This is a genomic window from Arenimonas sp. (assembly GCF_047602345.1).
GTDB lineage: Bacteria > Pseudomonadota > Gammaproteobacteria > Xanthomonadales > Xanthomonadaceae > Arenimonas.
Genome location: NZ_JASGHN010000006.1, coordinates 267,873 through 288,078, shown reverse-complemented (window position 1 = coordinate 288,078; position 20,206 = coordinate 267,873). Strand labels below are relative to the sequence as shown.

Genomic DNA, 20,206 nt, shown 5'->3' with positions numbered 1-20,206 from the left:
CTAGCGGGTCAGCCGGCTATTTCGTCCGGATCATCAGATTGGTCAGCTCTTCCGGCGAGATACCGGGGCTGTACAGGAAGCCCTGGCCCAGGGAGACGCCGAGATCCATCAGGAAGCGACGTTGTTCTTCGGTTTCCACGCCTTCGGCGCAGATCGACAAGCCCAGGCTATGCGCGATACCGGCCACCGCCTGGCAGATCGCGACGTCGGAATGATTGTCCGGCACGCCCTGCAGGAAGGGTCGGCTGAGCTTGAGGCCATTGATCGGCAAGCGGCGCAAGTAGTTCAGGGCGCTGTAGCCCTCGCCGAAATCGTCGATCACGAGGCCGACGCCCAGGCTGCGCAAGGCATCGAAGCTGGCGACCGTGTCCGGTGCGTCCTCGACCAGGACGCGTTCGGTCATCTCCAGTTCCAGCACCGAACCAGGCAGGCCGCATTTGCCCAGCGCGGCTTCGACCACGCGCGGCAATTCATCGCCGAGGATCTGGCGCGAGGAAACATTCACCGCGACGCGCTCGATGGACAGACCCGCCTTGCGCCAGGCGCAGATCTGGTGACAAGCCTGGCCGATGACCCAAGCGCCGATGCGCACGATGTCGCCGGTCGCTTCCGCCTGGTTGATGAAGGCGTCCGGCGACAGTTCGCCGAGCGAGCGATGGCGCCAACGCAGCAGGGCTTCCGCGCCGTAGATGCGGCCGTCGCGCAACGAGACCTGCGGTTGGTAGACGAGGTGGAACTCGTTGTTGTCCATCGCCCGTCGCAACTGCGACTCGATCTGCAGGCGATCCTGCTGCCGCCGCGCCAATCGCGGGTTGAACCGTTGCCAGGTGTTGCGGCCGCGGCGCTTGGCGTCGTACATCGCCGCATCGGCATTGTTGAGCAGCTGCTCGGGGCGTTCGCCGTCCTGCGGCGAGCAGGCGAGCCCGACGCTGGCGGTGAGCGAGAACTCCTCTTCGGCGATGCGGAAACCCTCGCCGAACGCCTGGGTGATGCGCTCGGCTATTTCCTCCGGGGCTTCGCTGTCCTCGTCGAAATCGCAGAGGGCCAGGAATTCGTCGCCGCCGAAACGCGCCAGCACCGCATCGGGGCCGGCGGCTTCGGTCAGGCGCTGCGCGGCGCCGATCAGGATCTGGTCGCCGGCGCTGTGGCCCAGCACGTCGTTGACCATCTTGAAGCGATCGAGGTCGATGTAGAACAGGGCCAGTTGCCGGCCGGCGAAGCCCAGTCGCGACTGCAGAGCCGCCATCATGCCGTCGCGATTGAGCAAACCGGTGAGCGGATCGGTACGCGCGAGCACTCGCAGGCGCTCTTCTTCCATCTTGCGCGCGGTGATGTCCTGCAAGGTGCCGGTGAGGCGCGTGACTTCCGGATCGCTGCGCTCGGCTTCGCCGATCAGGCGCGCCCACAACACTTCGCCGTCGGGGCGCTGCCCATAGACTTCCAGATCGAAGCTGCCGCCTTCGCGGAACAACCGCGCCACGGCCTCTTCGACATGCGGCCTGTCGTGCAGCGAGATCTGCGTCAGGATCTCGGACAGGTCGCGCGGCGGATCGTCGACGCGGCCGATGATGCGCAGGGCTTCGTCGGTCAGGTAGAGCTTTTGCCGCGGCGCATCCCACTCCCAACCGCCGATGCGCGCCAGCGTCTGGGCGCGATCGAACAGGGCGCTGTCGCGCTTGAGCACGGTGACGTCGCTGAAGATCGATATCACCTGGTGCGGTTCGGTGTTGTCGGGCGCGTATTGCGGCACCGAGGTGACCGACAGCCAGCTCAGCTGCTTGCTGTGCCGGTGGTAGAGGCCGAGCAGTGTGCTTTCCACCGTCTGGCCATGGCGCAGCGCGCGCATCGGCGGCATGTCTTCGAAGTGGATCTGCTTGCCGCGTTCGTCCACCACCAGCCAGCGTTCGAAACGCAGCGCATCGGCGAGGCGGTCGCCGTGCTCGATGCCGAACATGCGCAGCGCGGCCGGATTGCCGGACAGGATGCGACCGGCCTTGTCCTGCACCAGGATGCCCTTGTCGATGCTCTCCATCAGCTGCTGGTAGCGCAGCTCGGCTTCGACGCGCGAACTCAGGTCGCGTGCGACGGCGACGATGTGGCGTTCGCCTCGATCGTCGAACACGGCTGAGTGCACCTCGACCGGGAAGCGACTGCCGTCGGCGCGCATGTTGGTGACTTCGATGACGTAGCTCTCGCCGCGGTTGAGCACTTCCCAGACCGGACTCATGTGGTCGCGCGGCAGATCGGGATTGAGCACGTGCACGAGGCGGCCGACGATGTCGCCGCGTGGCCGACCATAGGCTTCCAGGCCGGCGGCGTTGAGATCGAGGATGCGGCCTTCCTGATCGATGATGCTGACCGGGTCGGGCAAGGCATTGAACAATCCGTCGGCGCGCAAGCGCTCGGCCTCGACCTGCTGCAGCAGCGAGTCCATCGCCGCCAGCGCGGCCGCCAGCTGTTCGGATTGCCGCGCGGGAAACTGGCCGGAAGCCAGGCTGTTACGGAGTTCGTTCAGCGCGGCCTCGGCGCGTTGCGCGGCGGCGCGTCCGGCGCTGCCGGAATCGCCACCGTCGCGGGCGTCGTCTCCGTTCATCGCGCTCAGGTTAGCACCAAGGCAGGCGCGAAATGCCTAGCCGAGGCGGGCCCGGGTGACCTTGCTGCCCGTGTCCCGTCCCAGCAGGGCGGCCAGCCAACGCCCGGTTTCGACCAGACGATCCAGATCCACGCCGGTGCCGAGACCCAGGCCTTCCAGCAGGTAGACCACGTCCTCGCTGGCCACGTTGCCGCTGGCGCCCTTGGCATAGGGGCAGCCGCCGGTACCGGAGACCGCCGAGTCGACGACGCGCACGCCGGCCTCGACGCAGGCCAGGATGTTGGCGAGAGCTTGGCCATAGGTGTCGTGGAAATGCACGGCCAGCGCCGGCATCGGCACCTCCGATGCGACCGCGCGCAGCATGTCGCGCGCCTTGCCGGGCGTGCCGACGCCGATGGTGTCGCCGAGCGAAACCTCGTAGCAACCCAAGGCATGCAGGCGCGAGGCGACACGCACCACATCGTCCACCGGCACCTCGCCCTGGTAAGGGCAGCCGAGCACGGTCGAGACATAGCCGCGTACCTTCACGCCATCGGCGCGGGCCTGCTCCATCACCGGGCGGAAACGTTCGATGCTTTCGTCGATGCCGGCATTGATGTTCTTGCGGTTGAACGCTTCCGACGCCGCCGTGAAAACGGCGATTTCCTCGGCGCCGACCGCGCGTGCGCGTTCGTAGCCCTGCAGGTTCGGCACCAGCACGGGATAGGCGACGCCGGGTTTGCGCCGTATCGCGGAAAAAACCTCGGCCGCATCGGCCAGCTGCGGTACCCAACGCGGACTGACGAAGCTGGTGGTTTCCACCGTTTGCAGGCCGCAGTCGGCGAGTTTCTCGATCAGCGCGATCTTGTCGGCGGTGGCCACCATCGCCTTTTCGTTCTGCAGCCCGTCGCGCGGGCCGACTTCGACGATCCGTACGGCAGGACTCATTTCTTCGCCGGCGCCTTGCGCAGCACGCCCCGGTCGTCGTCGAAGAAGCCCGCCTCGCGCAATGCGGCCGCATCGACCGGCGCGAGCAGGCGGTTCGTCAGCGTGTTCTCGGTCTTGTGCGTCTCGCCGCGCAGCTTGCCGTCGATGATGCGATGGGCGACGGCGCGATCGTCCGGCAGTTCCAGCGTCAAGGTTTGGTTCGCAACGGAGTAGCGCAGCAGGTAGATGTCGCCGCTCGGCGCCGAAGTGTCCTTCATCTCGAAGCGCTGCTTGGCCCAATCGGCATCGACCCACAGGTAGCGCGCATCGCTGTCGCGACCGACATACAACTGCGTCGGCGTACCTTCCTTGCGCCCGGCCTTCTCGTTCTCGACGAACAGCAGTTGGCAGGCCGCATCGATGCGCAATTCGACTTCGCCATCGTCCTTGCCGTTGGATTTTTCGTCGACCGACAGCCAGGTGCCGGCCAGTTCGGAGTCGCAGGCGCCTTCGGCCACGGGCGAGGCCTGGAAGCTGGTGGCCTCGCAGCCGGCCAGCAGAAGGCAGGAAATCATCGCGAACGTTCTCATGGCGAATCCTCCAGTCGGATCAACACCGCATCGGCTTCGACGAAATCGCCGGCCTTGGCCTGCACCGAGGCAATGGTGCCGGCGCGCGGCGATTTCAACGACAACTCCATCTTCATCGCTTCCATCACGCCGAGTTCCTGGCTCGCCTCGACCCTGTCGCCAGGCTCGACCTTGAGCAAGACGATGCGTCCGGGCATCGGCGCGAGGATACGGTCTCCTGACTTCGCTTCGGCATCGGCCTCGAAGCGGAAGGCGGGCACGCGTTCCAGGCGCAGCCGCCGTTCGCCGTCGTGCAGGAAAACGCCAAGCGCGTCGGCGCGGGCGCGCAGCCGCACCGACTGACCGTCGAGCGTGGCGCCGAGCCAACCGGCCTGAAGCCGGGCGCCGTGAACCTCGATGCCACGGCCTTCGTGTCCTATCCGGTAGTCGCCATGCGCACCACGAGCCCGCACTTCGATGCGCGTGCCGCGATGCTGGAAGCAGAGCAGGCGTTCGCCGGCATGGCCCAGACGCCAGCCGTCGGCGATCGCCCAAGGCGAATGCGGGTCGCCGCTACGCGCCGCCGCGGCATGGGTGGCGGCTTCGTCGAACAGCAGGGCAGCCGTGGCGGCCAGGGCCAGGGGCGCCGGTTCGGGCGAACCAGCCGTCGGCATCACTTCGTCGAGATGTTTGTCGAGGTAGCTCGTGTCGATTCGCGCTTCGGTGAACACCGGATGGCGCACGAGTTTCTCGAGGAATTCGATGTTCGACTTCGGCCCGGAAATCTCGCATTCGGCCAAGGCATCGCGCAGGCGGGCGAGGGCGCGCGGGCGATCGCTGTCCCAAGCGATCAGCTTGGCGATCATCGGGTCGTAGAAGATCGTGACGGTATCGCCTTCAATCACGCCGCCATCGAGACGCACGTGTTCGTTCGCTGCCGGAAGCCGCAGCTTCTCCAGGCGACCGGAGCCGGGCAGGAAACCCTGCTCGGGATCTTCCGCGTACAGGCGCACTTCGATCGCATGGCCGTTCCAGCGGACGGCATCCTGCGTCAGCGGCAAGGCTTCGCCAGCGGCGACGCGCAGCTGCCATTCGACCAGATCGGTGCCCGTCACGAGTTCGGTGACGGGGTGTTCGACCTGCAAGCGCGTGTTGATCTCCATGAAGTAGAAACCACCGCCACCCTGGCCCCGACCATCCACGATGAATTCCACCGTGCCGGCGTTGACGTAATCGATCGCTTGCGCCGCCTTCACCGCCGCCTCGCCCATGCTTGCGCGCAGTTCCGGCGTCAGGAAAGGCGAAGGCGATTCTTCGATGACCTTCTGGTAGCGGCGTTGGGCCGAACATTCGCGTTCGCCGAGATGGATCGTATGGCCCTGCGCATCGGCGAAGACCTGGATCTCGATGTGGCGCGGCTGTTCGATGTAGCGCTCGAGCAGGACGCGATCGCGACCGAAGGCATTGCGCGCTTCGCGCTGGCAGGATTCGAGCGCGGCGGCGAACTCGCCCTGTTCGCGCACGATGCGCATGCCCTTGCCGCCGCCGCCATGCGCGGCCTTGATCATCAGCGGATAGCCGATGCGATCGGCCTCCTTCGCAGCACGGCGCCGTCCTGGTTCTCGCCGGTGTAACCCGGCACGACCGGCACGCCGCGCGCCTGCATCAATTCCTTCGCGCCGGCCTTGGAGCCCATCTTGCGCATCGAAGCGCCTTTCGGGCCGATGAAGACCAGGCCGGCGGCCTCGACCGCGTCGGCGAAATCGGCGTTCTCCGAAAGGAAGCCATAACCCGGATGAATGGCCTGCGCGCCAGAACGTTTCGCCACGTCGATGATGGCATCGCCGCGCAGATAACTTTCGGCCGGGCGCGGTCCGCCGATCGGCCAGGCTTCGTCGGCCAGGCGTGCATGCTGCGCGCTCGCGTCGGCTTCGGAGTACACGGCGACGGTGCGGATGCCGAGGCGCCGGCAGGTGCGAATCACGCGGCAGGCGATCTCGCCGCGGTTGGCGATGAGGATCTTGTCGAACATCAGTCTTCCCTGGCCCAGTTCGGCGCGCGTTTGTCCAGGAAAGCATTCAGGCCTTCCTGTCCTTCGGGCGAGACGCGCAGGCGCGCGATCAGCGCGGCGTTCTCGGTATCCATTTTCTCGGCCGTTTCCGCCGTCATGCCGGCGACGCGCAGCGCGAGGCGCTTGGCTTCCTTCTGCGCCTGCGGCCCGCCCTTGCGCAGCCAGTGCAGGCTGCGATCCACCGCTTCGTCGAGTTGCGCCGGTTCGACGCAGTGCTGCAGCAGGCCGATGCGCTCGGCTTCGCGCGCATCGAACACTTCCGCCGCGAGGAACAGGCGACGCGCTTGCCTGGCGCCGACCGCGGCGATGACGTAGGGCGAGATCACCGCCGGCACCAGGCCGAGCTTGACCTCGCTGAGCGAAAACTTCGCGCCATCCACGCCGACGGCGATATCGCAGCAGGCGACCAGACCGACGCCACCGCCATAGGCGGAACCGTTCACGCGCGCGATCGTCGGTTTGCCGAGGAAGTTCAGGGTGCGCATCAGCTTCGCTAGGCGTAGCGAATCATCCCGATTCGCTTCCTCGCTGGCCGCCGCCATGCCGCGCATCCAGTTCAGGTCGGCGCCGGCGGAGAAGGTGCTGCCACTGCCGGTCAGCACGACCGCCCGCACGGACTCGTCCCGGTCCAGCGCTTCGAGCGTTGCGGTCAGCTCGGCGATCAGGCCGTCGTCGAAGGCGTTGTGCACGGCCGGCCGGTTCAGGCTGACCCGGGCCACGCCACCGCTTCGCTCGGTCAGGACGGAATCGGACATGCGCGCTCCCTGCTCGGAAAGCCGGAATGATAGCCGGATTGCGGGTTTTGGCCCGACCGACGGGCGGGCCGGGGCAGGCCCCCGCCTGGCGCTGGCTGACATATAATGAGAACTATTCTTGATTGGCGGGCAGGCCATGCGTCTAACCGAACTACCGAGGGGCGCCACGGCGATCGTGGACGAGGTCGAGAGCCTGCGCGCCGAAGACGCGATCGCCAAACGATTGCGCGACCTCGGTTTCGTGAAGGGCGAACCCATCCGCATCGTCGCGCACGGCCCGCTCGGCGCCGAGCCGGTGCTGGTGCAGGTGGGTTATACGCGGTTCGCGCTTCGTCGCAGTGAAGCGGCGCGCATCCGCGTGGCGCTGGAGGCCTGAATGAGCACGATGCGCATCGCCCTCGTCGGCAATCCGAACTGCGGCAAGACCGCATTGTTCAACCTGCTGACCGGCAGCCACCAGAAGGTAGCGAACTACGCCGGCGTCACCGTCGAGCGCAAGGAAGGTCGCTTCACCGCCGCCTCGGGTCGCGTGTTCCAGGTGCTCGACCTGCCCGGCGCCTACAGCTTCGACGCCGCCAGCCCCGACGAAGCGATCACGCGCGATATCTGCCACGGCACCTTCCCGGGCGAAGCCGTGCCGGACCTGATCGTCTGCGTCGCCGACGCGACCAACCTGCGCCTGCATCTTCGCTTCGTGCTCGAGGTGCGTCGCCTTGGCCGCCCGATGGTGCTGGCCCTGAACATGATGGACGCCGCGCGCCGTCGCGGCATCCAGATCGACGTCGCCGAACTCTCGCGTCGGCTCGGTATTCCCGTCGTCGAAACGGTGGCGGTGAAGCGGGGCGGCGCCCAGACGCTTGTCGATCACCTCGACGCGAGCCTGCCGCCTGCGCCCGCGCTGTCCGATTTCGCCGATGGCGACCAGCATGCCCTCGTACGCGAGCTGCTCGCCGATACGGTGGTGATGCCGCGACGCACCGCCGAGATCGACGATGCGCTCGATCGCTGGTTGCTGCATCGCGTCTGGGGCCTGGTGGTGCTGGTCGTATTGATGTTCCTCATCTTCCAGGCGGTGTTCTCCTGGGCAGCGCCGCTGCAGGACGGCATCGAAGCCGGCACCGCCTGGCTCGGCGAGTTGCTGGGCAATACCTTGCCCGAGGGGCTGCTGCGCGGTCTGCTGGTGGACGGCATCGTCGGCGGCCTCGGCGGCGTGGTCGTCTTTCTGCCGCAGATCCTGATCCTGTTCCTGTTCATCCTCGTGCTAGAGGAATCGGGCTATCTGCCGCGTGCGGCCTTCCTGCTCGACCGCATGATGTTCGCCGCCGGGCTGACGGGCCGCTCCTTCATCCCGTTGTTGTCCAGCCACGCCTGCGCGATTCCGGGCATCATGGCCACGCGCAGCATCCAGGACCCGCGCGATCGTCTCGCGACCATCCTCGTGGCGCCGCTGACGACCTGTTCGGCGCGTTTGCCCGTATATGCGCTGCTGATCGGCGCCTTCATTCCGCAGCGCGACGTCGGCTGGTTCAACCTGCAGGGACTGGTGCTTTTCGGTCTGTACGTGGCCGGCATCGTCAGCGTGATGGCCGTGGCCTGGGTCATGAAACTGATGCGCCGGGACAAGAGCGAACACGCCCTGATGCTGGAGTTGCCGTCCTACCGCGTGCCGAATCCGCGCGACGTGCTGATCGGCCTGCAGGAACGCGCCATGATTTTCCTGCGTCGCGTCGGCGGCATCATCCTGACGCTGACGGTGCTGCTGTGGTTCCTGCTGAACTTCCCGGCGGCGCCGGCCGATGCGGTCGGCCCGGCCATCGACTACAGCTTCGCCGGCCGTCTCGGCCACCTGATGCAGCCGCTGTTCGCTCCGATCGGTTTCAACTGGCAGATCTGCATCGCCCTGGTGCCGGGCCTGGCGGCGCGCGAGGTGGCGGTGTCTTCGCTGGCCACCGTCTACGCCATTTCCGGGGGCGAGGATGTCGCCGCGGAACAACTCGGGATCATGATCGCGTCGCAGTGGTCGATGGCGACGGCGTTCTCGCTGCTGGCCTGGTACGTGTTCGCACCGCAGTGCTTGTCGACGTTGGCGGTGATCAAGCGCGAGACGAACTCCTGGCGCAATGTCGCGATCGCGACGGGCTACCTGTTCGCCCTGGCCTACCTGGCCTCGTTCCTCACCTACCGCATCACGCTGGCGTTGAGCACATGAGCGAAGGCCTGCAACTCGCGATCGTCGGCCTGATCGTTCTGGCCTGCGCCTGGCGCGCGTTCAAGCGCTATGCGCCGAAGACGGCCTGGCGTATGCAGGCCTCGCTATCGTATTCGCTCGAACGCAAGGGTCGTCCGGCCTGGTCGATGCGCATCGGGCGCTGGCTGAGGCCGATGGAAGTCGCGAGCGGGCAGGGCTGCGGCAGCGGTTGCACGACTTGCGGCAGTTGTGCGACGAATCCCGTGCAGGAAACGACGCCGGCATCCAACGACCCGCTGCGCATCCGCATCATCGGCTGAGCGCGCAGGTTCGGTCTTGTCGTCGCTTGGGGTCTGGCCCGTCCCGTGGGCAGGCCTAGAGCGTGAAGGAAACCACGAACAGCAGGACCAGCTGGGCCCCGAACAGCGGCCATAGCCATCCCGTTTGCGTGCGAGCGACAGGCAGCGACAGGCCTCGAACTCGCGATAGCAGGATGTCGTGGATCGTGAGCATCGCGAACGCGCTCAGTACGGCTGCGCAGATTTGATATCGCAAGGCCAGCCCATCGCCGACCAGCTTGTCCAGGGTAAGGAGAACCAGGCCGCAGGCCGAAATGCCGGTGAGCAAGGCGGCGACCTGACTCTGGCTCCACCCTTCGCCGCCAGGGTGACGGCTGCCCAGCCAGAAGATGGTGGTCACGATGAAAGGGATGCTGCCGCTGAGGTCCATCGCCACCAAGGCCACGCCGCAACCCAGGCCGATGGCGGTGAGCAGAAGCAGCCAGTCCCATTGCATGCGCGCCTGGTTGTAGTCGTGGAAGCGGATGAGGCCGAGCACGACCAGGGCATAGGCCAGCCAGAGCAGGAAAGACCCGCCGAAGCCCATTGCCCAATTCAGCGCGAATCCACGGCCCTCATCGATTGCGACCACATAGGCGCCAATGACAGCGGTCCATAGCAACAATCTTGTAGCGATCAACGCAAATCGCTCGCGATGCAGCGCATTGCGATCGGTCGCGCGATTCCAGAAGCGCTGGGCGCTCTGGTTGATGTCGGTCGATGCCGCATCCGGATCGGCAGCATGCAAGGCCCGCGCGAAGTTCCCGGTACGGTTGGGCAGCCCGGGGAATGCGATCAGACACAAGCGACGCAACCAGGAGAACGGCTGCACCAATTCATCCGCGATCTTCCTGTCGGTCCAGGTGGCATACGGCCCTGCCTGGGTGCGCAGCACACGCTTGAACTCCTCGATGTCGCCGAAGCGGCGTTGGACCTCGTACAGGCGGTGACGCAACTGACTATCGACGCCGGAGATGCTATCCAGCCCGAAGAAGGTGGTGACGCTTTCGAAATGAGGGGCGGCCGCCGTGGGTTCGACCATTTCTAGGGCGGCGACCACGGGGTATTGCAGGGCGTGCTTGCGTTCCAGCGAGTACAGGTCGGGATGCGCCTGCAACCAGGTTTCCACCCCGGATGGGGTGTCGGTGCGCATGCGTTGGGCCAGTTCCTCGGCGAAGGCAGCCGAGTCGAATCCCTCCTCCGACTCCCCGATGATTGATTCGTTCGCGGCATCGGCAGCACCGCTGGCGGTCGCACCGGCATTGACCACGACGAACGAGGCGTCGTCGAGCGCATCGACCGAGGCGAACTGGACGGCGGGTTCTTCGCCCCGCTCAAGCGTCTCGTCTTCGCTATCGTCGTCCCAACCCTGTTCGCGCCAACGCAGTTGTTCCAGGCAGGCTTCGTAGGCCTCGTGGATTCGCTGGAACCCCTCCGGATCCTCGTCCGGACGGTGCTGGCGCAGCAGTCCGGCATAAGCGCGCTTGACCTGGACGGCGTCGGCCCTACCATCGAGGCCGAGAATCTTGAATGGCGACATGCTCAGTCGAGGCCTTGCGATTCGAGCTTGTCGAGTGCGTTCGAGAGTTCGCCTCGCTCGCGTTCGATGCGCAGGCGATCCTGCGATTCCATCACCGCCATGAAACGCGCCAACCAGTCCTGCAGCATGCCGCGCTGATCGAGACGCTCTTCGTACAGGCGTTCGATGCGGGCGATCGCGGCCAGGTTGGCCTGGTCTTCGCGTGGATGCACCTTCAGCGCCGACAGCGAGGCCAAACGTTCGCGGATATCGGCATCGCTCAATACGCCGGGATTGTCCTGCAGGATGAGCTCGCGCTTTTCGCCGGTACCGAGAGTGGTGGATTCGACCTGCAGCACGCCATTGACGTCGTAGGTGAAGCGCACGTCGATCGCCGGTTGGTGCTTGCGAATCTTTTTCGCCAGGCGGATGTCGAGGGTACCCAACAAGACGTTGTTGGCCACGCGCGGGCTCTCGCCCTGGAAAATCTCCAGCCTTATCTCGCGCTGGCCGTCCTGCATCGCGCTGAACTGCTCGGAGCGGCTGATCGGCACCGTGGCATTGCGTTCGATGATGGGCGAGAAGTGGCCGTCGCTGATGCGCCCGTGCTCGTCCTCTCGTGCGGTCGCGATGCCCAGCGTGTACGGGCAGACGTCCGTCATGACCACTTCTTCCAACGTCCGGTTCCGCATCTTCATGCCCGCCGCGATGCAGGCGCCGAAGGCAATGGCCTGGTCCGGGTGTACATGGCGCAGGGGGAGGCGGCCGAGCATTCGGGCCACCAGTCGGGTAAACACTGGCATGCGCGACGCTCCGCCAACCATCACCACTTCGCTGAGGTCGCCGGGCGACAGCTTCGCGTCGCGCAGCGCGCGCTCGATCGGCGCACGCACGCGCTGCAGCAGCGGTTCGACGAGTTGCTGGAAACGGCTCTCGGTGATTGTCCACTCGCGCGTTTGGCCGCCGGCCTGCAGGGTCATGCGGACCTCGTCTTGCTGGCTCAACTGCTTCTTCGCGATTTCGAGCCTGGCCAGCAGCTGGGCCAGTTCCCCCGGGGCAACAGCCGCGTGTCGATCTCCAGATCCTTGCAGCAGGCCTCAAGCATCGCCTTCAGGAAGTCTTCTCCGCCGAGGTGATTGTCGCCGGCGCTGGCATGTACCTGCATCACCCCATCGAAAATCTCGAGGATGGACACGTCGAATGTGCCGCCGCCCAGATCGAGCACGATGAACGTGGAACCGTCGATGCGTTCCTGCAGGCCATACGCCAGCGCAGCGGCGGTGGGCTCGTTGATCAGGCGCTCGACCTTGATTCCAGCAAGTTCGCCAGCCGCACGAGTGGCTTTGCGCTGCGCGTCGCCGAAATACGCCGGCACGCTGATCACGGCTTCACGAACCTTTTCGCCGAGCGCCGCCTCCGCGTCGGCCAGCAGGGAACGCAGGACCAGCGCCGACAACTCCTCGGGACGGAAGCTGCGCTTGCCCAACTGAGTGCTGCGATTGGTGCCCATCCAGCGCTTGAATGCGGCGACGCTGGCGCCGGGATGCGTAATCAGGCGATCGCGCGCGCCGGCGCCGACCAGGACGCCGCCATCGTCCCCGATGCTGACGACGGAAGGCGTCAACAGTTCACCGACCGCGTTCGGGAACAATCGCGGTGCGCTGTCTTCGTAGATGCCGATCAGTGAATGGGTAGTGCCAAGGTCGATACCGACGATCATGCGCCAGGGGGTCCGCCGAAAAGAGGTGATTATCCGCGAACAGGCGGAAGAAAAATGCCCGCTCGGGTCACATCCGGAACACGCCGAAGCCGGTCTTCTCGATCGGTGCGTTCAACGAGGCGGACAGGGCCAGGCCGAGCACGCGGCGCGTATCGGCCGGGTCGATGATGCCGTCGTCCCAGAGGCGGGCGCTGGCGTAGAAGGGATGGCCCTGGCGTTCGTACTGCTCGCGGATCGGCGACTTGAAGGCCTCTTCCTCGTCCGCGCTCCATTCTTTTCCCGAAGCTTCGATGCCGTCGCGCTTGACCGTCGCCAGCACGGAGGCGGCCTGTTCGCCGCCCATCACGCTGATGCGCGCGTTCGGCCAGGTCCACAGGAAGCGCGCGCCGTAGGCACGGCCGCACATGGCGTAGTTGCCGGCGCCGAAACTGCCGCCGATGATCACGGTGAACTTCGGCACGTGCGAGCAGGCCACCGCCGTCACCATCTTGGCGCCGTCCTTGGCGATGCCGGCGTTTTCGTACTTCTTGCCGACCATGAAGCCGGTGATGTTCTGCAGGAAGACCAGCGGGATGTCGCGCTGGTTGCACAGCTCGATGAAATGCGCGCCCTTGAGCGCCGATTCCGCAAAGAGAATGCCGTTGTTGGCGACGATGCCGACCGGGTAGCCATGGATATGCGCGAAGCCCGTCACCAACGTCTTGCCGTAGCGCGCCTTGAATTCCTGGAATTCGGAGCCGTCGACCAGGCGGGCGATGATCTCGCGGATGTCGAACGGGCGACGCGTGTCCTTCGGCACGATGCCGTACAGCTCCTCTGCGGCGAACAGCGGTTCGCGCGGCGGCTGCACGGCGACCGGCAGCGACTTCTTGCGGTTGAGGTTGAAGACGATGTCGCGGGCGATCTGCAGCGCATGGCGGTCGTTTTCGGCGTAGTGGTCGGCGACGCCCGACACGCTGGTGTGCACGTCGGCGCCGCCGAGCGCTTCGGCGTCCACGACTTCGCCGGTCGCAGCCTTCACCAGCGGCGGGCCACCCAGGAAGATCGTGCCCTGTTCCTTGACGATGATGCTCTCGTCGCACATCGCCGGCACATAGGCGCCGCCGGCGGTGCAGCTGCCCATCACGACGGCGATCTGCGGGATGTTCTGCGCGCTCAATCGGGCCTGGTTGTAGAAGATGCGACCGAAATGTTCCCTGTCCGGGAAAACTTCGTCCTGCAGCGGCAGGAAAGCGCCGCCGGAATCGACGAGATAAATGCAGGGCAGGCGGTTTTCCAACGCGATTTCCTGCGCGCGCAGGTGCTTCTTCACCGTGATCGGGAAATAGGTGCCGCCCTTTACCGTCGCATCGTTGGCCACGACCACCACTTCCTGTCCGTGCACGCGCCCGATGCCGGCGACCATGCCGGCGCCAGGTGCCTGGTCTTCGTACATGCCATCGGCCGCCAGTGGCGAAAGTTCGAGGAAGGGCGAGCCCGGGTCGAGCAGGGCGCTGATGCGTTCGCGTGGCAACAGCTTGCCGCGTTCGGTGTGCTTGTTGCGCGCTTTCTCGCCGCCGCCGAGGCTGGCTTGTTCGAGTCTGCGATCGAGCGCCGCCACCTGCTCGCGCAGGTGCTCGGCATTGTCCTGGAACTCGGGGCTGCGGGGATCGACCTGGGACGACAGTGCGGGCATGAGGAGAACTCGACCGGAATCGCGACAGTGTAATTCAGCGGCGCGGTCGGCCGAATGCCGAGGGGCGGAAAAAGAAAGCGCGCCGAAGCGCGCTTTCCCGAGCCCGACGCGAATGGCGGATCAGTCCTTCTTTTCCGCATCGGCGGTGGCCTCGGCCTCCGCCTTTTCTTCCTTCATCTTGTCGGCCACGTTCTGCGCAGCGTCGCCCACCGCATCGGCGGCCTTGGCCTTGCCCTCTTCGTAGGCGGCCTGGGCATTGTCGGCGGCGGCGTCGGTGGCCGCGGCGGCCTCGCCCAGCGCTTCGCCGGTACTGGCGGCGGCGGCGTCGGCGCCCTGCACGATGGCGTCGCCGGTGGCGGTCGCGGCATCGGAGATCTTGTCGCCCGCGTCCTGCGTGGCGGCTTCGGCCTCGGCCGCTTCCTGCTGGGCCGTGGGGGTTTGATTGCTGCATGCCGCCAGGCCGAAGGAAACCAGCGTCAGGGCGGCGAGTTTCAATGAGGTGTTCATGGCTCCTGCTCCGTGGATAGCGGGGTCTGCCCGCGTGACGGAAGCTTGTGACCGCATCGGTGTAGGAAACATGAACCGAACGCGGCTGGCCCGGGGCCATGAATCCCGGCCAAGAAAAAAGCCGCCGACTTGCGTCGGCGGCTTTCGATCGACCAGTGGTCGAAGCGAGATTACTTCTTCTCGCCTTCGGCAGCGGCGTCGGTCGCAGCAGCAGCGGCCGTGTCGGCAGCGGCGGCAGCGTCGGTCGCAGCAGCAGCGGCCGTGTCGGCAGCGGCAGCGGCGTCAGCAGCGGCGTCGGTGGTGGCAGCAGCGGCGTCAGCAGCGGCGTCGGTCGCGGTGGCGGCGGCGTCGGTCGCAGCAGCAGCGGCTTCGTTGGCAGCGGCGGTGGCGTCGGCAGCGGCGTCGGTCGCGGTGGCGGCGGCGTCGGCAGCCTGGTCGGCAGCCTGGTCGGCCTGCTGCGAGCAGGCGGTCAGGGCCAGGCCCAGGGCCAGGGCGAGCAGGGTCTTGTTCAGGGACATGGGGTATTTCCTCGTCTAGACGTTAACGTTTGTTAATAACAAAACGTGCGCGTAGGGCGCACGTGCCGGATATGATGACAAGTCTATGGCCGGAGTCAAGCGTTCAGTTTGACTCCGCAAGCCGGCGTTCAGGCGAGCTCGATCGCGATGGCCGTGGCCTCGCCGCCGCCGATGCAGAGGGCCGCCACGCCCCGCTTGCCCCCGCGACGCTTCAGCGCGTGGATCAGGGTCACGATCAGACGGGCGCCGCTGGCGCCGATCGGGTGGCCGAGGGCGCAGGCGCCGCCGTTCACGTTGAGCTTGCCGTGTTCGATGCCGAGCTCGCGCATCGGCGCCATCGCCACGGTCGCGAACGCCTCGTTCACTTCGAACAGGTCCACGTCGCCGACTTCCCAGCCGGCCTTGGCCAGCACTTTCTCGATCGCGCCGACCGGCGCGGTCGTGAACCATTCCGGCGCCTGCGAATGCGTGCTGTGCGCGACGATGCGCGCGAGCGGTTCGACGCCGCGCTTCTCGGCGTGTTCGCCCGACATCAGCACGAGGGCGGCGGCACCGTCGTTGATGCTCGACGAACTCGCGGCCGTGATCGTGCCGTCCTTCTTGAAGGCGGGCTTCAAGGTCGGGATCTTGGCGATGTCGCAGCGGCCCGGCTGTTCGTCGGTGTCGACGATGACTTCGCCCTTGCGGCCCGCCACGGTGACCGGCGCGATCTCCTCGCTGAAAGCGCCTTCGGCCTGCGCGGCCAGGGCGCGGCGCACCGACTCGGCGGCGAAGGCGTCCTGCTCCTCGCGGCTGAACTGGTATTTGCCGACGCACAGTTCGCCGAACACGCCCATCGGCTGCTTGTCGTAAGGATTGGTCAGACCATCCCAGGCCATGTGGTCGAGCATTTCGGTGCTGCCGTAGCGGATGCCGGTGCGCGAACCGTTGAGCAGGTGGGGCGCATTGGTCATCGATTCCATGCCGCCGGCGACGACGACCTTGGCCGAACCGGCGACGATCAGGTCGTGGCCCAGCATCACGGCCTTCATGCCCGAGCCGCAGACCTTGTTGATGGTGGTCGCGCCGGAGGACATCGTCAGTCCGGCAGCGATGGCCGCCTGGCGCGCAGGCGCCTGGCCCAGACCGGCCGGCAGCACGCAACCCATGATGACTTCGGACACCTCATCGGCTTCGAGGCCGGACTGTTCCAGCGCGGCCTTGATGGCCGTCGCACCGAGCGTGGTGGTCGGAACGCCGGTGAACTGGCCGAGCAGGGAACCCAGGGCGGTGCGGCGTGCGCCGACGATGACGACGGAAGACATGGCGACTCCAGAGATGCGAAGCCCGATATTATGCGCCCGCGCGCGGGGCGGTCCAAGCGCAAGGCCATGGCGGATTCGGCTGTCGGATCTCGCCTGCTTCGCTTGTCAGGCGTGCGTCCAACGCCTAGCCTGAACCTTGGGGCGCACCTGACGGCGCGGACGGAGGAAGGATGATTCCCGCCTGGATCGCGGTCGTGCTCCTGCTCGTCGCCACCGTCATCGGCCTGTGGACCGGCCGGCAGCGCGAGCGCGCGCGTCAGGCGGCGGACCACGAACACAGCAGCCTGCGCCTGAAACTCGTGCTTTGGAGCACCGGCGACGAACTCTGGGAGATGGATCTTGCGGCCGACACGCTGAGCCGCTCGAATCCGCTCAAGCACCTGCAGGCGTCCAGCCACGACCTCGTCACGCGCGCCAGCGCGATGCGCGCCCTGGTGCATCCGGACGACCGCGATGCCTTCAACGAGGCCATGGTCCTGCACTTCAAGGGCGACACCGAGTACTTCGACATCAGCTACCGCGCGCCGGATTTGGCGGGCAGCTGGCGTTGGCTGCGCTCGCGCGGACGCGTGGTCGAGCGCCAGGCCGACGGCCAGGCGCTGCGCATGGTCGGCACGACGAGCGACGTGACCGAGTTCAAGAACCATGAACTCGAACTCGACGAGCTCAACCACGAGCTCGAATCGCGCGTCGAACAACGCACCGAAGCGCTGGACCGCAGCAACCGCGAACTGCAGGACGCCATCGTCGAACTGCAGCAGGCGCAGGACCAGCTCGTGCATTCGGAAAAGATGGCGGCGCTCGGCGGCCTGGTGGCTGGCGTCGCGCACGAGATCAACACGCCGCTCGGCATCGGCGTGACGGCGGCCTCGCATCTGGACCAGGAAACGCGCCGGCTCGCCCAGCAGATCGAAGACGGCAGCCTGACGCGCGAAGCGCTCGGACAGTTCCGCCAGATGGCGACGGAAAGCGCGCAACTGATCCTGCGCAACCTGATGCGGGCCGACAAACTGGTGCGCAGTTTCAAGCAGGTGGCGGTGGACCAGTCCAGCGAAGAGCGTCGGCGCATCGATCTCGGCGTCTATCTGCAGGAAGTGCAGACCTCGCTGCTGCCGGCGATGAAGAAGAGCACGCACCGGATGGAAGTCGAATGTCCGACCGCCCTGGTGGTCGATACCTATCCGGGCGCCATCTACCAGATCGTCGCGAACCTCGTGATGAATTCCCTGCTGCACGGCTTCCGAGATCGCCAGGACGGGCTGATCACGCTGACGGCGAGTCGCGAGGGCGACGAGATCCTGATGGTCTATCGCGACAACGGCGTCGGTATGGACGAGGAAACCTGTCGGCGCGTCTTCGAACCCTTCTTCACCACCCGGCGAGGCGAGGGCGGATCGGGCCTGGGCATGCACATCGTCTGGAATCTCGCGACCAGCCTGCTCGGCGGCGGCCTGCAATGCGAGAGCGCGCCCGGCAAGGGCGTGCGATTCGAGCTGCGGTTTCCGGCGGCCGCGTAGCGTTGGTTTTGTAGGAGCGACGCAAGTCGCGCCCATCGCAGCTACCGATCTCGCTTCTTGTAGGAACGACGCAAGTCGCGACCCATCGCAGCGAGCGAAAATGCTTCTCGTAGGAGCGAGGCAATCGCGACTGTTTGGCTGCACCAGGCATTTGCCCTGCGGGCGGCGGCACCTCTTGTTTCGGCAAAAGGTGCCCCAAAACCATTGCGCCCGACACTCGCCGGCGCGAAATCCTTTCTCGCCGTACCCTGTGCTTCTCGCCGCCCGCGGGCCGGCCCGAACTCGCGCATCCCTGCGCTCGGACAGTCGGGCCTTTCCCCCGCGGTCGGCTGCGATTGTGTTCGCACATCCCTGTGCTCATCCCTCGCTACGCTCGGGACCAGCTTCGCTGTCCTGATTTGCTCCCGGCAAATCAGTCGGCTCGCTTTAGGGCGCGTTTTGCTCTAGGCCCGCGCATCCTGCGCTATGCCGGGACGAGCGCGAAGCAACTGCAGCCCGAAACGGGCCAACTAATCCGGCATCTGCGCCCGGATCGCCTGCGCTTCGTTCCAGTGCGCGAACAGTTTTTCGACGAGGGCCGGATCGAACTTGATGCCGCTCTGCGAAGCGATGAACTCGCGGATGCGGCCTTCGTCCCAGGCTTCCTTGTAACAACGCCGGCTGCCCAAGGCGTCGAAGACGTCGGCCAGCATCGTGATACGGCCGGGCAGCGGGATGTCCTCGCCGGACAGGCCGCGCGGATAGCCGCTGCCGTCCCAGTTCTCGTGATGCGTCAGGGCGATCTCGGCGGCGAGCTTCAGGATGCCGCGGCGCGATAGCGCCAGCATGCGATGCCCGATCTCGGCGTGGCCGCGCATGATGCGCGTCTCCTCGGCATCGTGCGCTCCCGGCTTGTTCAGCACCGCATCGGGAATGCCGATCTTGCCGATGTCGTGCAAGGGCGCGGCATAGCGCAGTTGTTCGCACTGGCTCGGCTCCATGCCGCTGAGCCGGGCGAGGAAGGCGGCCAGTTCGCCGACGCGGCGCACGTGCGCCGCGGTTTCCTGCGACCGCGATTCGGCGGCGCCGGCGAGCACGATGATCATCTCGCGCTGCGCTTCCAGCAGGTCCTGGTTGAGATGCAGGTTCTCGAAGGCGATCGATACGTTCGTGCAGAACACTTCGACCAGACGGTAGTCGAGGTCGGACAGGTCCCAGGTCTCGCCGACGTAGAGCAGGCTCTCGCTCTGCTGGCTGTCGGTGAAATGCAGCACGTAGTGGTCCTTGCGGAACTGGTGCTGCTTCTTGTCCAGCGCCGCGCTCAGCGTGACCAGCATGTGCGCCGGCAGTTCCTCGCCGGCCGGGTGGTCGACGAAACGGGAGAAATCGCCGGTCGCCGCGGCCACGACGAGGTTCCCCGGGTTGATGGCGAAATCGCCGGAAACCTTGCAGTACAAGGCCCCGCGTTCCAGGCCCACGAGGCCGGTCAGCTGCGACAGCACGGCCGAGGCGAATTCGGCCGGGTTCTCGTGCGAGAAGATGTGCGCCGAGGCGGAGATGACGCGTTCGAGGCCGCGCCGGTTCGCCTCGATCGTCATGATGTCGCGATAGGCGCGCAAGGAGGCGAACATGGTCGTCGCCAGCTTCTGCGCCGTCAGTTCGGTCTTTTCCTTGTAGTCGTTGATGTCGTATCGCGTGATGACTTCATGCTCGGGCGCCTGGCCGGGCTGGCCGGTGCGCAGGACGATGCGCACGTTGCGGTTGCCGAGGTCGTTGCGGATGAAGCGAACCAGCTCCAGGCCGGCCTGATCGCTCTCCATCACCACGTCGAGCAGCACCACGGCCAGGTCCTCGTGCCGGCCGAGCAGCTGCCGCGCTTCGGCGGCGCTTTCGGCCGACAGGATCTGCAGCGGACGATCCTCGAAGCGGAAGCCGCTCAGTACCAGGCGGGTGACTTCGTGTATCTCGGGCTCGTCGTCGACGAGCAGGACTTTCCAGGCGGGTAGCGCGGCGGGCGATGCAGCGAGGAAATCCATGGGCGTTCCGC

The 20,206-nt window shown here is 66.3% G+C and carries 16 protein-coding genes and 1 pseudogene; 4 read left to right on the top strand and 13 right to left on the bottom strand.

Going from position 1 to position 20,206, the window contains the following annotated elements; genetic code table 11:
• Positions 1-16: 16 nt before the first annotated feature.
• The 5 genes and pseudogenes from QM707_RS05815 to QM707_RS05795 all read right to left on the bottom strand — a co-directional run bounded on the left by QM707_RS05815 (position 17) and on the right by QM707_RS05795 (position 6,894).
• On the bottom strand, positions 17-2,593 hold the full coding sequence (locus QM707_RS05815) for an EAL and GGDEF domain-containing protein (protein WP_415000917.1): 2,577 nt from the start codon (positions 2,591-2,593) through the stop codon (positions 17-19).
• Between the two features lie 36 nt (positions 2,594-2,629).
• A complete protein-coding gene (locus QM707_RS05810; RefSeq protein ID WP_415000916.1) occupies positions 2,630-3,520 on the bottom strand; it encodes a hydroxymethylglutaryl-CoA lyase in 891 nt (296 codons plus the stop codon).
• Positions 3,517-4,089: a hypothetical protein gene (locus tag QM707_RS05805; RefSeq protein WP_415000915.1), complete on the bottom strand. Its 573-nt coding sequence runs from the start codon at positions 4,087-4,089 to the stop codon at positions 3,517-3,519. The genes QM707_RS05810 and QM707_RS05805 overlap by 4 nt, the downstream gene beginning before the upstream one ends.
• Positions 4,086-6,100 (bottom strand): annotated as a pseudogene (locus QM707_RS05800) (acetyl/propionyl/methylcrotonyl-CoA carboxylase subunit alpha). Before QM707_RS05800 ends, QM707_RS05805 begins: the two are co-directional and overlap by 4 nt.
• The gene (locus QM707_RS05795; RefSeq protein ID WP_415000914.1) at positions 6,100-6,894 is read right to left on the bottom strand and encodes an enoyl-CoA hydratase/isomerase family protein; all 795 of its coding nucleotides are present in this window, start codon (positions 6,892-6,894) and stop codon (positions 6,100-6,102) included. Before QM707_RS05795 ends, QM707_RS05800 begins: the two are co-directional and overlap by 1 nt.
• Before the next feature lie 136 nt (positions 6,895-7,030).
• On the opposite strand from QM707_RS05795, the gene QM707_RS05790 reads away from it, so the two are divergent.
• Genes QM707_RS05790 through QM707_RS05780 form a run of 3 tightly spaced genes read left to right on the top strand, consistent with a single transcriptional unit; the run spans position 7,031 to position 9,402 of the window.
• Complete coding sequence (locus QM707_RS05790; protein ID WP_415000913.1) at positions 7,031-7,270, top strand: FeoA family protein; 240 nt, start codon at positions 7,031-7,033, stop codon at positions 7,268-7,270.
• Positions 7,271-9,103, top strand: coding sequence for a ferrous iron transporter B (gene feoB, locus QM707_RS05785; RefSeq protein ID WP_415000912.1), 1,833 nt, complete (start codon positions 7,271-7,273; stop codon positions 9,101-9,103).
• The gene (locus QM707_RS05780) at positions 9,100-9,402 is read left to right on the top strand and encodes a DUF6587 family protein (RefSeq protein ID WP_415000911.1); all 303 of its coding nucleotides are present in this window, start codon (positions 9,100-9,102) and stop codon (positions 9,400-9,402) included. The genes feoB and QM707_RS05780 overlap by 4 nt, the downstream gene beginning before the upstream one ends.
• Before the next feature lie 55 nt (positions 9,403-9,457).
• Here the strand turns inward: QM707_RS05780 and QM707_RS05775 are convergent, their stop codons facing one another.
• The 7 genes from QM707_RS05775 to QM707_RS05745 all read right to left on the bottom strand — a co-directional run bounded on the left by QM707_RS05775 (position 9,458) and on the right by QM707_RS05745 (position 16,663).
• Positions 9,458-10,960 (bottom strand): J domain-containing protein, encoded by a 1,503-nt coding sequence (locus QM707_RS05775; protein WP_415000910.1) that lies wholly within the window; start codon positions 10,958-10,960, stop codon positions 9,458-9,460.
• 2 nt (positions 10,961-10,962) lie between these two features.
• Entirely contained in the window at positions 10,963-11,943 is a 981-nt protein-coding gene (locus tag QM707_RS05770) for an Hsp70 family protein (protein WP_415000909.1), read from the bottom strand.
• Positions 11,940-12,659: an Hsp70 family protein gene (locus QM707_RS05765; protein WP_415000908.1), complete on the bottom strand. Its 720-nt coding sequence runs from the start codon at positions 12,657-12,659 to the stop codon at positions 11,940-11,942. Before QM707_RS05765 ends, QM707_RS05770 begins: the two co-directional genes overlap by 4 nt.
• 67 nt (positions 12,660-12,726) lie before the next feature.
• A complete protein-coding gene (locus QM707_RS05760) occupies positions 12,727-14,334 on the bottom strand; it encodes a carboxyl transferase domain-containing protein (RefSeq protein ID WP_415000907.1) in 1,608 nt (535 codons plus the stop codon).
• A gap of 120 nt (positions 14,335-14,454) precedes the next feature.
• A complete protein-coding gene (locus tag QM707_RS05755; protein WP_415000906.1) occupies positions 14,455-14,841 on the bottom strand; it encodes a hypothetical protein in 387 nt (128 codons plus the stop codon).
• 170 nt (positions 14,842-15,011) lie between these two features.
• Positions 15,012-15,359, bottom strand: coding sequence for a hypothetical protein (locus tag QM707_RS05750; RefSeq protein WP_415000905.1), 348 nt, complete (start codon positions 15,357-15,359; stop codon positions 15,012-15,014).
• Positions 15,360-15,487: 128 nt separating this feature from the next.
• Positions 15,488-16,663, bottom strand: a complete 1,176-nt coding sequence (locus tag QM707_RS05745; protein ID WP_415000904.1) for a thiolase family protein — start codon at positions 16,661-16,663, stop codon at positions 15,488-15,490.
• 170 nt (positions 16,664-16,833) lie between these two features.
• Here QM707_RS05745 and QM707_RS05740 point away from each other — a divergent pair, with 170 nt between their 5' ends.
• Complete coding sequence (locus QM707_RS05740) at positions 16,834-18,180, top strand: sensor histidine kinase (protein WP_415000903.1); 1,347 nt, start codon at positions 16,834-16,836, stop codon at positions 18,178-18,180.
• Between the two features lie 509 nt (positions 18,181-18,689).
• Here the strand turns inward: QM707_RS05740 and QM707_RS05735 are convergent.
• On the bottom strand, positions 18,690-20,195 hold the full coding sequence (locus QM707_RS05735; protein ID WP_415000902.1) for a DUF3369 domain-containing protein: 1,506 nt from the start codon (positions 20,193-20,195) through the stop codon (positions 18,690-18,692).
• Between the last annotated feature and the right edge of the window lie 11 nt (positions 20,196-20,206).

Excerpts from the sequence above, each read along its gene's own strand:
- QM707_RS05765 (WP_415000908.1), bottom strand. The coding sequence starts at position 12,659 with ATGATCGTCGGTATCGACCTTGGCACTACCCATTCACTGATCGGCATC.
- QM707_RS05795 (WP_415000914.1), bottom strand. The coding sequence starts at position 6,894 with ATGTCCGATTCCGTCCTGACCGAGCGAAGCGGTGGCGTGGCCCGGGTC.
- QM707_RS05815 (WP_415000917.1), bottom strand. The coding sequence starts at position 2,593 with ATGAACGGAGACGACGCCCGCGACGGTGGCGATTCCGGCAGCGCCGGA.
- feoB (WP_415000912.1), top strand. The coding sequence starts at position 7,271 with ATGAGCACGATGCGCATCGCCCTCGTCGGCAATCCGAACTGCGGCAAG.
- QM707_RS05810 (WP_415000916.1), bottom strand. The coding sequence starts at position 3,520 with ATGAGTCCTGCCGTACGGATCGTCGAAGTCGGCCCGCGCGACGGGCTG.
- QM707_RS05775 (WP_415000910.1), bottom strand. The coding sequence starts at position 10,960 with ATGTCGCCATTCAAGATTCTCGGCCTCGATGGTAGGGCCGACGCCGTC.
- QM707_RS05735 (WP_415000902.1), bottom strand. The coding sequence starts at position 20,195 with ATGGATTTCCTCGCTGCATCGCCCGCCGCGCTACCCGCCTGGAAAGTC.
- QM707_RS05740 (WP_415000903.1), top strand. The coding sequence starts at position 16,834 with ATGATTCCCGCCTGGATCGCGGTCGTGCTCCTGCTCGTCGCCACCGTC.
- QM707_RS05780 (WP_415000911.1), top strand. The coding sequence starts at position 9,100 with ATGAGCGAAGGCCTGCAACTCGCGATCGTCGGCCTGATCGTTCTGGCC.
- QM707_RS05745 (WP_415000904.1), bottom strand. The coding sequence starts at position 16,663 with ATGTCTTCCGTCGTCATCGTCGGCGCACGCCGCACCGCCCTGGGTTCC.
- QM707_RS05750 (WP_415000905.1), bottom strand. The coding sequence starts at position 15,359 with ATGTCCCTGAACAAGACCCTGCTCGCCCTGGCCCTGGGCCTGGCCCTG.
- QM707_RS05755 (WP_415000906.1), bottom strand. The coding sequence starts at position 14,841 with ATGAACACCTCATTGAAACTCGCCGCCCTGACGCTGGTTTCCTTCGGC.
- QM707_RS05805 (WP_415000915.1), bottom strand. The coding sequence starts at position 4,089 with ATGAGAACGTTCGCGATGATTTCCTGCCTTCTGCTGGCCGGCTGCGAG.
- QM707_RS05760 (WP_415000907.1), bottom strand. The coding sequence starts at position 14,334 with ATGCCCGCACTGTCGTCCCAGGTCGATCCCCGCAGCCCCGAGTTCCAG.
- QM707_RS05790 (WP_415000913.1), top strand. The coding sequence starts at position 7,031 with ATGCGTCTAACCGAACTACCGAGGGGCGCCACGGCGATCGTGGACGAG.